This is a genomic window from Clostridium sp. (assembly GCF_050717535.1).
Lineage (GTDB): Bacteria > Bacillota > Clostridia > Clostridiales > Clostridiaceae > Clostridium_AD.
Genome location: NZ_JBOITM010000028.1, coordinates 81,124 through 93,467, shown reverse-complemented (window position 1 = coordinate 93,467; position 12,344 = coordinate 81,124). Strand labels below are relative to the sequence as shown.

The window sequence follows — 12,344 nt, the reverse complement described above, 5'->3', positions numbered from 1 at the left end:
ATATAACCCAGTATCCCAAGCAAACATTTTAAAATAATGCCTCTACAAAATCTCTTGCATTAAACTCTTGTAAATCATCTATTCCTTCTCCAACGCCTATATATTTAACTGGTATATTTAACTGTTTTTTTATCGATATTACAACTCCACCTTTTGCAGTGCCGTCTAATTTAGTTAGTATTATACCGTCTATAGGACATATTGCCATAAATTGCTTAGCTTGTTCTACACCATTCTGGCCTGTTGTAGCATCAAGCACTAGTAAAGTCTCCAAATAAGCCTCACTATATTCCCGATTAATTACCCTATTTATCTTTGAAAGTTCCTCCATAAGATTTTTTTTATTATGAAGTCTACCAGCCGTATCACAAATTAAGACATCAGCTTTCCTTGCTTTTGCTGCTTGAACAGCATCGAAAACTACTGCAGCAGGGTCAGATCCCTCCTGATGTTTTATAAGGTCTACACCTGCTCTACTGCTCCATACCTCAAGCTGTTCAATTGCTCCTGCTCTAAATGTATCCGCTGCAGCAATTAGCACTTTATATTTTTCTGATTTTAGATTTGCAGCAATTTTACCAATAGAAGTAGTTTTACCAACTCCATTAACTCCAATTATTAAAATCACCTTTGGTAAACTATTAGGCTTCATTGGATTTTTATCGCAATCTAATACGTCAATGAGAACTTCTTTTAAACAAGGTCTAATCTCTGTTGGATCTTTTATTTTATTTTGCTTTACCACAATTTTGAGTTTTTCAATGACATCAATAGATGTCCCTACACCTATATCTGCTGTAATTAATATTTCTTCTAGTTCCTCATATAATTCATCATCAATTGTAATGGCTAAGTTTAATACTTCACTAACTTTTTCTGTTATGCTATTCCTAGTTTTTGCTAATCCGCCTTTTAACTTATCAAAAAATTCTCCAAACATTTCTAATTCTCCTTTTTTTACTTATTAAAATCTACAGACACTATTTTCGATACTCCTTTTTCTTCCATGGTAACCCCATATAGAACATCACTAGCTTCCATAGTTCCTTTTCTATGAGTTATTATAATAAACTGAACATTATCAGAGAATTTTTTTAAGAATTCAGCATATCGAACCACATTCGCATCGTCAAGGGCCGCCTCAATTTCGTCTAAAATGCAAAACGGAGTTGGTTTCATCTTTAAAATAGCAAATAATAAAGCGATTGCAGATAAAACTTTTTCTCCTCCAGACATAAGGCTTATATTTTGGAGTTTTTTTCCTGGTGGTTGTACATTAATATCAATTTTAGATGTAAGTTCATCGCCTTCGGTAAGTATCAGATCCGCACTTCCACCTTTAAATAATTCTATGAAAGTTTCGTGAAAATTTCGTCTTAATATTTCAAAGTTTTCTGCAAATATCTCCTTCATTTTTTTAGTCATTTCAGATATTACTGTTGTTAACTCATTTTTAGCTAACACTAAATCTTCCTTTTGATCATCCATAAAAGTAAATTTTTCTTTGACCTCTTTATACTCTTCAATAGCACCTACATTAACTTTACCAAGCATTGATATAGCACCTTTTAAAGTTGCTATTTCACTTTTCAGCTTATCAATATCCTCTATTTCATTTTTAAATTGCAATGCTTCTGCATATGTTAATTCAAAGTCCTCATTCAATTTTTGGTAGTAAGTATCTTTTTCCATTCCTACCTTTGCAAAGGCTAATTCATATTTATACAAATCTTTTTCACTTTTTTCTACTATTAATGAAACATTATCTAGTCCTTCTATGCTAATTTTTATTTTTTGTTTAATTTTAATTCTTTGAATTTCATTATCTTCAAAGCACTTTTCCATTTTTTCTAAACTTTTCTTTATTTCATTTGATTTTTCTTTCTGAATTAATATTTCGCCAGCGCTTCTTTTTTTATTATTCATAGCTTCTTCTATTTCTTTAGAAAATATGATGATTTTTTCGCCTTGCACTGTCATCTCTTCATCTATCCTTTGAATTTCAAAGTCCTTATTATTTATAATTTCATCAATCTGTGCTTTTTTTATCTTAGCATCAATAATTAATTCTTTTATATTCTCAATCTCTTGTAATTTATCTTTTAATTTAAATTGAACTTTAGTAAGAGTTGCCAGTATTTTCTCTTTTTCCAATGTTAATTTATCCACGGATGTATTTTTTTCCTCTATTTCCTTATTGTCGAATTTAAGTTTTATCTCTTCCGACAATTTTTCACCGCTTAAAGTAGTAACATTATTTTTCAATCTACTTGTTTCATACTCTACTGCACTTATTTTAGCTTCCATCTTCGTCTTTTCAATGTTTTGGAAATGAGCATCCTCCACTAATTCTGTGTTTTTATGATCTAAACACGCAATTTCAGTTTTAATTTGTTTTATTTTTTCTAAGTAAATAAGTGATTCATTTTTTAAGGAATTCAAATCTATACCCAATTCTTTAATTTCTCTTTTTCTCCCAATTATACTTGAAGTCTTTGAATAAATACTTCCACCAGTTAAAGATCCACCAAGGTTTATAACCTCTCCTGATAATGTAACAATTTTATATCTATAATTATTGCTTTTAGAAATTTGAAGAGCCGAATCCATATCCCTACATATAATAGTTCTACCAAGAATAAATGAGATAACTTCTTTAAACTTATCCTCATAACCTATTAGATCATTTGCAATTCCAACAAATCCAGGATGATTTTTAGTTCCATTGTCAATTGAAATGTTTTTCCCCTTAATAATATTTAATGGCAAAAACGTTGCTCTTCCTAAGCTATTTGCCTTCAAATAAACAATTAGTGTTTTAGCTACAGCTTCATTCTTCGTTATTATGTGTGATATAGTACCACCTAATGCAATTTCTATAGCTACTTCTAGTGTCTTTTCAACTTTTATAATTTCTCCAAGTACAAAACACTCTTTAATGTTACCTACCTTACCTTCACTAATATGTTGCATTAAATTTTTTACTGATTTATTATAGCCTTCATGTTTTCTTTCTAAACTAGTAAGCACATTAAAATTAGCTTCAGTTTTATTAATTTTATAATTACAATTTCTCATGGTTGTTTCATTGCTAATTAAGTCCTTTTGAAGTTTATTAATTTTCTCTTTATTTTCTTTAAGAGCACTTTCACAATTAAAGATCTTATTTTTAAACTCACTCATTTTGTTTTCAAATTCTGTTTTTTTAATTATGTTGTTTTTCATTAAATTAGAATAGTTTTCAATAGTATCTTTTAAGGCATCTATTCTTTTACTGGCACCATCTATGTTATTGTTTAAAATTAATAATCTATTAGCAATTGTACTAGTTCCCTCAATATTCTTTTGTTCTTCAACCTTAAGAGTTTCAACTTCATCACTTTCAACTGCTACATTTTCTTGAATTTTTTCTATTTTTAACTCTTCAGCATTGATTTTTTCTTCTATTTCTATTTGTGTATTTTTTGTATTACTTAGTGAATTCTCTAATACATGACGATTATTTTTAAATTCTAATAGTTTTTCATATGTGGTATGACTCTCATTTGATGTTTTATCTATGAGTTTAACTAAATTCTCTATTCTTTCATTTAGAATATTTATCTCTGAAACACTTTTTTGGTAAATTATCTTATTATTATAATATAATTGTTTCTCTTCTTGATTTTTATTTTCAAATTTTTCAAATTCACTGTTCCAATATTCAACAGCACTCTTCAACTGCCTTTTTTCCTCAGTAACACTTACAACTTCCACATTTAATTTATCACATTGTTCATGTGTGGTTTTAATTTTCTCTTCAACTTTATTAATAGAATCAATAATAAGGCTAACTTCTTTACCCTTTAATTCTTCAAAATATTTTAAAAATTTCTTCGCCTTTTCACTTTCTTTCATTAGTGGTTCCAATCGTTCTTCATAAGTGCTCAAAATATCTTCTATTCTAATAAGATTCTGCTGGGTACTATCTAATCTTTTACCTGCTTCTTCTTTTCTACTCTTAAACTTTACAATTCCTGCAGCTTCTTCAAATAATTTTCTTCTTTCTTCAGTTTTTCCACTTAAAATAGCATCAATTTTGCCTTGTCCTATAATAGAGTATCCCTCTTTACCTATACCTGTATCCATAAAAAGTTGTTGAACATCTTTTAACCTACAGGATGTATTGTTTATTAAATATTCACTTTCTCCTGACCTATACAATCTTCTGGATATAGCCACATTAGAATAATCAATATCTAATTCACAATCACTATTATCCAAAGTTAAAGATACCTGTGCTAGGCTAACTGGTTTCCTGAACTGCGTGCCTGCAAATATAACATCTTCCATCTTATCTCCTCTTAGATTTTTTACACTTTGCTCTCCAAGCACCCATCTAACAGCATCAGATATATTACTTTTGCCACTACCATTAGGTCCAACTACTGCTGTAATACCCTTTTTAAATGTTAACTCTGTTTTATCTGCAAAGGATTTAAAGCCTCTTATTTCAATAGATTTTAAGAACATGGAAACACTCTCCTATTTTAGCGGAATAACATTGGTAATACAAAACTTAAAGTAAAAATCACTACTATTGCATAAATTAATATCATTTGCATTTTATCTCTCTTTTTCCTATTCATAATTCACCTCATATTTTAGTTTATATAATAATCTGTTTTTCTCTATTGTATATTTTTCTCTATTATATAGTTTATAGCATTCACATGAAAATATCAATTAATTATAAAAGTATCAATTAATTAAGAAAACCGTGCATGCACGGTTTTTTTATCTTGGCTCAACTATAAATTTAATAGCTGTTCTTTTTTCACCATCTATGGATATTTCCACAAAAGCAGGAATTACTACTAAGTCAATACCATTCGGTGCAACAAACCCTCTAGTAATAGCAATAGCTTTTACCGCTTGATTAACAGCCCCTGCCCCTACAGCTTGTAATTCTGCAATTGAGTTACCTCTTAATGCTGCAGCTAATGCTCCCGCTACGGATTTAGGTTGTGAATTTGCTGATACTTTTAATACGTCCATTATTATTACCCCCTACTGCGTTCGTTATTACAAATACTATAGACACTATATTCTATATAGTAAATTAAATTCCTTCTTTATATTTTGCACACACATATTCATATATGGTCATAATAATACATTTTTCGCTTATGCATACACTAATGCTTCCACGCTCAATTGTAATGTCTTGAAATACTTCTATTGAAATTGTATTAATTTGTTTTTTCATGTCATTAAAAAAGCTTTTTCCATTAGCATAAAGTTTTGAAATATCTTTTGGATTTAATCTCACTAAAGCCCTTTTGCTATTAATATCATTTTTAAAATCATTTAAGATAAGATCATATAATAAATCATTATATATACTTCCTTCAACTAATTCTCTAAATGCTGGATGAAATGGTCCTGCAATTAAATCATGTCCTTCTGAAATTTCAGCAGTTGGTTGTAATCCTATTCTAATCACATTTATTTTGTTTGCTACCATCATACTGTAAATAACTTTGCTTATATTTACTGCTTCATTTAATGAATAAGGTTTGAATAGCTGATTTACATACATTTTCTCCATAGGTGTATCTTTAATTACAAGAGCAGGATATATTCGACAATTATCAGGCTTAAGAGCAATAACACCTTTAGCTGTTTCTATATCTTTATTTATATTATCTCCCGGAAGCCCTAACATAACCTGAAGTCCTAAGGTAAACCCATATCGCTTTATAAGCTTTGAAGCCTTTTCCACATCCTTTGCAGTATGACCTCTTCCTGATTTTAATAACACCTCATTGTCTAATGATTGAACTCCTAGTTCTATAATATCTACAGAGTATTTTTTAAGATTGATAAGTACACTATCATCGATATAATCAGGCCTTGTAGATAACCTAATGAATTTTATTTTGTTTTCATCTTTAAACCTCTTAGCAACAGTTAAAAGTTCTATCTGTTTTTCTGTTTTTATAGCTGTGAAGGTTCCTCCAAAAAATGATACCTCAATAATAGCCTCATCATTATTTATTGTTTTTAAATATTCATTTACTGTTGTCTCCACATACCCGGCATTAACTTTTTCGCTGGTGCCTGTTATACTATTTTGATTGCAAAACACACACTCATGTGGACAACCTTCATGTGGAACAAATATAGGAATAATATAATGCAAATTACTCATGCAAACCCTCCTGATTAACTATAGCTTCTCTAGCTGCATTTTGTTCTGCTTCTTTTTTACTGTAACCATGCCCTGAACCTTTTACAGAACCATCTATTAATACATTAACGAAAAATTTTCTTTTATGCGGTGGGCCATCAAATTTCACAAGTTCATAGCAAATATGCACTTCACCATTTTGCTGCAATATTTCTTGAAATTTGGTCTTATAATCCAAAATTATCTCATTACTAATTGCTTTCTCAATGATTACCTTAAAATTATCAAGTATAAATAGCTTAGAATATTCTATTCCTTTATCCAAATATATAGCAGCAATTACCGCTTCAACACAATCAGCTAATATTGAAACTCTATTTCTGCCTCCAGTTATTTCCTCACCTTTACTCATATTCATGTAATTCCCAAGTTTCCAACCGTTTGCAATATCACACAGTGAATTTTCGCACACAATCAAAGATCTAATTTTAGTTAAAAATCCCTCATACTCCTGCATAAAATTTGTATATAGATATTCCGATATTACAAGTTGTAATACAGCATCCCCTAAAAACTCAAGTCTCTCATTGAATTCAACCTTCTTTTTCTGATTTGCATAGGAGCTGTGGGTTATTGCAGTTTTTAATAGTTCTTTATCACTAAAATTAAGTCCTAGTTCACTCTCAAGCTCCTGCAATTTTATATTACACATAATAATCATTACTCCTTTTAGAATGTTTATTTAAATATTTTTATCATTTGCTATACTTATTATTGTCTATAAATTTACTTTGTAATAAAATTTCAAGTTTATTATTCAGTTTACTTAATAATGCTAGAACTAGTATTTAGATCCTACTTTTTATAATAAATTCAAAAATAAGCTTGAAAAAGCTAAAGGCCCGCAGTAATGCGGAGCCTTATATTATGCTTCAGTGTGTGCTTTAATATATTCTACTACATCAGCAACAGTGACAATTTTTTCAACATCTTCATCAGGAATTTCTATTTCGTACTCTTCTTCTAGTGCCATGATTAGCTCTACAATATCAAGAGAGTCAGCGCCTAAATTATTCATAAAAGATGATTCCATTTTTATTTCGTCTTCATCTATACTTAATTGTGATGCTATAGTAGCTCTTATTTTTTCAAACATAATATCTTCACCTCCTTACATTTTTCTATGCTAAACAACAACAACTATGTCTAATTGTCATTTGTTCTTTTTTCTTGCTGTGATAATTTCTCAATTTCTAATTTTAATTTTTCTACAACCTTATTATCATAGAATATTGTAGCCTGTTTGATTGCATTTTTAAAAGCTTTACCATCTGAACTTCCATGAGCTTTTATACAAATACCATTTACTCCTAGGAAAGCAGCTCCACCATACTCTTTATAATCAAAATCACTTTTCAATTTTTTAAACACTGGTTTTAGTAGTATTCCCCCCAGTTTAGTTCTAAAGGAGCTCATTATCCCAGTTTTTAATATATCAAATATATTAAAAGCAGCCCCTTCATATAATTTTAAAATTACATTTCCTACAAACCCGTCACATACCAAAATGTTTGTTTCTCCACTTGGAATTTCTCTAGCTTCCACATTACCCACAAAATTTAAGTTTGCTTGATTTAGTAGTTTATGAGCAGCTTTAGAAAGTTCATTGCCCTTTTCCTCTTCAGTCCCTATATTCACAAGACCAACTGTGGGATTATCTACTTTTAAAATATTTTCAAAATAAGTTTTCCCCATGAGTCCAAATTGCACTAAATAATGGGGCTTACATTCTGCATTTGCTCCACAGTCAATTATCATAAAAGGTCCTTTCTTACCTGGCATTATAGGAGCCAAGGCTGGTCTATCTATGCCTTTTATTCTGCCTACTATAAGGGTGCAGCCAGCTAAAAAAGCTCCTGTACTTCCAGCTGAAATTATTGCATCAGCATCTCCACTTTTAACAAGATTCAGTGCTTTTACAAGGCTTGAATCTTTTTTACGCTTAATAGCCATTACCGGATGTTCACTTGTACTAATCACTTCACTGGCATCAACAATTTTTATTTTATTAGAATCATATGTATACTTCTTTAATTCCTGGCGAATCAAGTCTTCATTACCAGTTATTAATATATCTATATCATACTCTTTTATTGCAGCAACACAACCTTCAACCACAGCACTTGGAGAAAAATCTCCACCCATACCATCTACAACAACTACCATTTCAAACCCTCACTTTAAATTTGCCTATGCTTTTTATATTTATTTATATTATATACTATTTAGAGCAAATATTTCTAGTATTATTAATATTAGAATTGAATATAATTTTATTTTATTACATTAAAAAATAAAAAGAAAGTCTTTCGACTTTCTTTTTATTTTGGTTCCATAACAATAACTTCTCTATTTTTGTAATAACCACAGTTTTTACATACTCTGTGAGCAAGTTTCATATCGTGGCACTGAGGGCACTCAACTATTCCTGGTAAACCAAGTTTAAATGTTTGCGCTCTTCGAGAATCTCTTCTACCTTTAGAAAATTTTCTAGCTGGATTTCCCATTGTAACACCTCCTTAATCGGTTAAAAACACTTCTTTTAATTTTGCCAACCTTGGATCAACATCATCAATAGCACATTTACATGTACTTTGATTTAGATTAATTCCACAATGTTGGCATAATCCTTTACAATCTTCATTACAAATTCTTTTTATAGGCAACATAGAGATGATATTATTTTCAATAATCTCATCTAAATCTAATCTATCATTATTAATAAAAATAATATCCTCATCTTCACTCTTTAGAGTTTTCGACATTTTTTCATTCAATTGAATATTTATTGAATGTGGAAATACCTCAAGACACCTAGAACAAGTAAGTAATAGCTCTGTCTCCATACTTCCAATTAAATCTACTTCATCACCACTGGGCTTTAAAATCAAATCTAACTTAACTGGTTTTGAAAATTGTATAAATTCATTATCATAGAAAAACTTATCTTTCTCTAAATCTAATTGAATTTTTTTTCTCATTTTTTTATTGCTAAATAGTTCTGAAACATCTATTACCATACTATTCACTCTGAAAAACTAAATTTCATTCAATTTTCCTCATATAAAGAAGATCCTTATACCTTGTATAAAAAGAATTATACAGCTCGAGCAAAGCTTCTGCGTCCCTCCTAACTAAATTGTTTTTTACTTACATCAAACACAGACTATTATATAAACAATACAGTAAAAAGTCAAGAATTATTTATCATAAAAACTAGCAATATGATTGATTTATGATAATGTCTTAGTGAACCACATTTGAATATGTCCCAAATTTCAAAATTTATAGTATACTATACCTCATGACAAGAAATGAGGTGGGAATAATTAGAAAGGTGATTTTAACTATGGAAGAAAACGAAAAATATGAAATCATTAAAAAGGTAGTTGATACAAATGGAAATAAGAAAAGAGCTGCTCTCACAATCAATTGCTCTAAACGGCATGTTAACCGTATGATAGCGGGTTATAAGAAGGAAGGGAAGGCATTCTTTGTACATGGCAATCGTGGTAGAAAACCAGTCCACACACTTGATGAAAATACAAAGCAAAATATTATTGATTTGTATCGCACAAAGTATAACTCAGAAGCTAACTTTACTCACTTTACTGAACTTTTGGCAGAACACGATAACATTCATATATCAACCAGCACAGTTCATTCTATCCTTATGCAGGAATTCATCCTGTCTCCTAAGGCGAACCGTTCTACTAGAAAAAGGGTCAAAGTTCAATTAAAAGAATTAGCTAAATCAACTAAGTTAAAAAAGAAAGTAAATGAAATACAATTAGCGATCCTTAATGCAGAAGATGCACATCCAAGACGTCCCAGATGTGCCTATGCTGGTGAAATGCTTCAGATGGATGCTTCTCTTCATCCTTGGTTTGGTACTGGGAAAAGCCAGCTACATATCGCGGTAGATGATTGTACGGGTTCTATTGTAGGTGCATACTTCGACGAACAGGAAACTCTGAATGGCTATTATCATGTTCTACAACAGGTTCTTGTTGATTATGGTATCCCATACATGTTTTTAACTGACAGACGTACCGTATTTGAATACAAGCAAAAGAAATCTCCTTCGGTTGAAGAAGATACTTTTACTCAATTCGGTTATGCTTGCAAACAGCTTGGGATAGAAATACAAACCAGCAGTGTCGCACAAGCCAAAGGACGCGTAGAAAGAATGTTTCAAACCTTACAGTCTCGCCTACCCCTTGAAATGCGCCTAGCTGGTGTAAATACGATTACCCTAGCGAATGAATTTCTAAACTCCTACATAAAGAAATTCAATCAGCAATTTGCTTTACCTATTGATAATAACAAATCTGTGTTTGAAACACAACCAGATTCTGAAAAAATCAATCTTACACTTGCTGTATTAGCCAGTAGAAAAGTTGATAATGGAAGTTGCATTAAATTTAATAAGAATTACTATCTTCCAATTGACAGTAATGGATATCCCGTTCATTATCGCAAAGGAACTAGCGGAACGGTTATACGAGCTTTAGACAGTGAATTATATTTCTGTGTGAACGAGACCATATATGGATTAGATCTTTTGCCAAAACATGCATTATCATCAAAAAACTTTGATTACACAGCTGCTCCGCAGAAACCAAAAAAACGATATATTCCACCTATGAGCCATCCGTGGAAACAGGCTTCTTTCGAAAAATTTCTTAAAAAGCAGGCTCACCGGAAAGAACAAGTGGCTTAAAAAATTAATATTACAATTTTTATTCTTGAAAGATAACTCGAGGTTTATTAATTGAACCCATAAATAAAGTGGATTATAAAGTAAAAGCACCAGAAAAACTGGTGCTAATGTTTAACTTTTATTGGGACATTTTCAAAAATGCTTGACAGAATTATTTATCATAAAAACTAGCAATAATTTTATTTTACTAAGGCCTGCGTGTCTCTTGCGATTACTAATTCCTCATTTGTTGGTATAACAAATATTTTAGTTTTAGACTCATCTGTACTTATTTCTACTGCTTTTCCTCTTACTTTATTCTTTGATTTATCTAAAACTGCTCCCAAAAATTCTAATCCACTACATATGTCTTCTCTTGTTTCTGGAGAGTTTTCACCAAGTCCTGCAGTAAATACAATTGCATCTACTCCACCCATTACTGCAGCATAGGATCCTATGAATTTTTTAACCTTATAAGTAAATATATCAAGTGCCAACTGAGCTCTATGATTTCCATCTTCCCATGCAGCTTTTTCTATATCTCTAAAGTCACTGCTAATTCCAGATATTCCAAGTACTCCTGACTCCTTGTTCATTAAATCACTTACTTCATCAATTGTTAAGTTTAATTCATTCATTACATACGTTAATATAGCCGGGTCTATACTTCCGCATCTTGTTCCCATAGCTATTCCTTCAAGTGGAGTAAATCCCATACTTGTTTCTACTGATTTACCATTTTGCACTGCTGTAACACTTGCCCCATTTCCTAGGTGACAAGTTATTAATTTTAAATCTTTAATGTCTTTACCCATCATTTCTGCAGCTCTATCTGAAACATATTTATGCGATGTACCATGGAATCCATATTTTCTTACACCATTATTAGTATATAGTTCATATGGAAGTGGGTATATATACGCAACCTCTGGCATTGTTTGATGGAATGCAGTATCAAATACAGCTACCATAGGTGTATTGGGCATTAATGCTTTACAAGCATTAATTCCAATTATATTAGCAGGATTATGTAATGGTGCAAGTTTTGCACATTCTTCTAAGTTCTTCATTACTTCATCATTAATCATAACTGAACTAGCATATTTTTCTCCGCCATGAACTATTCTATGCCCTACAGCACCTATTTCTGATAAATCCGCAATAACACCATGCTCAGCATCAACAAGTGCACCAAGCACTAATCTAATAGCATCTGTGTGGTCTTTCATAGGCTGCTCAATAATATATTTATTTCCATTAACCTTTTGAGTTAATATTGATCCTTCTATTCCTATTCTTTCTACCAGTCCCAGTGCTAAACACCCTTCATTTTCCATGTTGATTAATTGATACTTTAATGATGAACTTCCACAGTTTATAACTAATATTTTCATTAAATATGCCTCCCTA

Annotated in this window: 11 protein-coding genes; 1 reads left to right on the top strand and 10 read right to left on the bottom strand. The window is 30.9% G+C overall.

What is annotated here, in order from left to right; genetic code table 11:
* Positions 1 to 28: 28 nt before the first annotated feature.
* The 9 genes from ftsY to ACREVU_RS05235 all read right to left on the bottom strand — a co-directional run bounded on the left by ftsY (position 29) and on the right by ACREVU_RS05235 (position 9,252).
* Complete coding sequence (gene ftsY / locus ACREVU_RS05275; RefSeq protein WP_431550570.1) at positions 29 to 940, bottom strand: signal recognition particle-docking protein FtsY; 912 nt, start codon at positions 938 to 940, stop codon at positions 29 to 31.
* Between the two features lie 17 nt (positions 941 to 957).
* Entirely contained in the window at positions 958 to 4,512 is a 3,555-nt protein-coding gene (gene smc, locus ACREVU_RS05270; RefSeq protein ID WP_431550569.1) for a chromosome segregation protein SMC, read from the bottom strand.
* A gap of 264 nt (positions 4,513 to 4,776) precedes the next feature.
* Complete coding sequence (locus ACREVU_RS05265; protein ID WP_216158700.1) at positions 4,777 to 5,037, bottom strand: stage V sporulation protein S; 261 nt, start codon at positions 5,035 to 5,037, stop codon at positions 4,777 to 4,779.
* Between the two features lie 64 nt (positions 5,038 to 5,101).
* Positions 5,102 to 6,193 carry an elongator complex protein 3 gene (locus ACREVU_RS05260; protein ID WP_431550568.1) on the bottom strand — a complete coding sequence of 364 codons (1,092 nt, stop codon included), beginning with the start codon at positions 6,191 to 6,193 and terminating at the stop codon, positions 5,102 to 5,104.
* A complete protein-coding gene (gene rnc, locus ACREVU_RS05255; protein ID WP_431550567.1) occupies positions 6,186 to 6,884 on the bottom strand; it encodes a ribonuclease III in 699 nt (232 codons plus the stop codon). The genes ACREVU_RS05260 and rnc overlap by 8 nt, the downstream gene beginning before the upstream one ends.
* Positions 6,885 to 7,097: 213 nt before the next feature.
* Entirely contained in the window at positions 7,098 to 7,331 is a 234-nt protein-coding gene (gene acpP, locus ACREVU_RS05250) for an acyl carrier protein (RefSeq protein WP_431550665.1), read from the bottom strand.
* Positions 7,332 to 7,378: 47 nt separating this feature from the next.
* On the bottom strand, positions 7,379 to 8,398 hold the full coding sequence (gene plsX, locus ACREVU_RS05245; protein WP_431550566.1) for a phosphate acyltransferase PlsX: 1,020 nt from the start codon (positions 8,396 to 8,398) through the stop codon (positions 7,379 to 7,381).
* A gap of 155 nt (positions 8,399 to 8,553) precedes the next feature.
* Positions 8,554 to 8,739 carry a 50S ribosomal protein L32 gene (gene rpmF / locus ACREVU_RS05240; RefSeq protein ID WP_164955732.1) on the bottom strand — a complete coding sequence of 62 codons (186 nt, stop codon included), beginning with the start codon at positions 8,737 to 8,739 and terminating at the stop codon, positions 8,554 to 8,556.
* 12 nt (positions 8,740 to 8,751) lie between these two features.
* A complete protein-coding gene (locus tag ACREVU_RS05235) occupies positions 8,752 to 9,252 on the bottom strand; it encodes a YceD family protein (RefSeq protein ID WP_431550664.1) in 501 nt (166 codons plus the stop codon).
* A gap of 329 nt (positions 9,253 to 9,581) precedes the next feature.
* Between ACREVU_RS05235 and ACREVU_RS05230 the strand changes: the two genes are divergently transcribed.
* Complete coding sequence (locus tag ACREVU_RS05230; protein WP_431550565.1) at positions 9,582 to 10,955, top strand: ISNCY family transposase; 1,374 nt, start codon at positions 9,582 to 9,584, stop codon at positions 10,953 to 10,955.
* A gap of 179 nt (positions 10,956 to 11,134) precedes the next feature.
* Here ACREVU_RS05230 and ACREVU_RS05225 read toward each other — a convergent pair whose 3' ends face one another.
* On the bottom strand, positions 11,135 to 12,328 hold the full coding sequence (locus ACREVU_RS05225) for an acetate/propionate family kinase (RefSeq protein ID WP_431550564.1): 1,194 nt from the start codon (positions 12,326 to 12,328) through the stop codon (positions 11,135 to 11,137).
* Positions 12,329 to 12,344: the final 16 nt, after the last annotated feature.

Coding starts and splice junctions, on each gene's coding strand:
- ftsY (WP_431550570.1), bottom strand. CDS start 940: ATGTTTGGAGAATTTTTTGATAAGTTAAAAGGCGGATTAGCAAAAACT.
- smc (WP_431550569.1), bottom strand. CDS start 4,512: ATGTTCTTAAAATCTATTGAAATAAGAGGCTTTAAATCCTTTGCAGAT.
- ACREVU_RS05265 (WP_216158700.1), bottom strand. CDS start 5,037: ATGGACGTATTAAAAGTATCAGCAAATTCACAACCTAAATCCGTAGCG.
- ACREVU_RS05260 (WP_431550568.1), bottom strand. CDS start 6,193: ATGAGTAATTTGCATTATATTATTCCTATATTTGTTCCACATGAAGGT.
- rnc (WP_431550567.1), bottom strand. CDS start 6,884: ATGTGTAATATAAAATTGCAGGAGCTTGAGAGTGAACTAGGACTTAAT.
- plsX (WP_431550566.1), bottom strand. CDS start 8,398: ATGGTAGTTGTTGTAGATGGTATGGGTGGAGATTTTTCTCCAAGTGCT.
- rpmF (WP_164955732.1), bottom strand. CDS start 8,739: ATGGGAAATCCAGCTAGAAAATTTTCTAAAGGTAGAAGAGATTCTCGA.
- ACREVU_RS05235 (WP_431550664.1), bottom strand. CDS start 9,252: ATGGTAATAGATGTTTCAGAACTATTTAGCAATAAAAAAATGAGAAAA.
- ACREVU_RS05230 (WP_431550565.1), top strand. CDS start 9,582: ATGGAAGAAAACGAAAAATATGAAATCATTAAAAAGGTAGTTGATACA.
- ACREVU_RS05225 (WP_431550564.1), bottom strand. CDS start 12,328: ATGAAAATATTAGTTATAAACTGTGGAAGTTCATCATTAAAGTATCAA.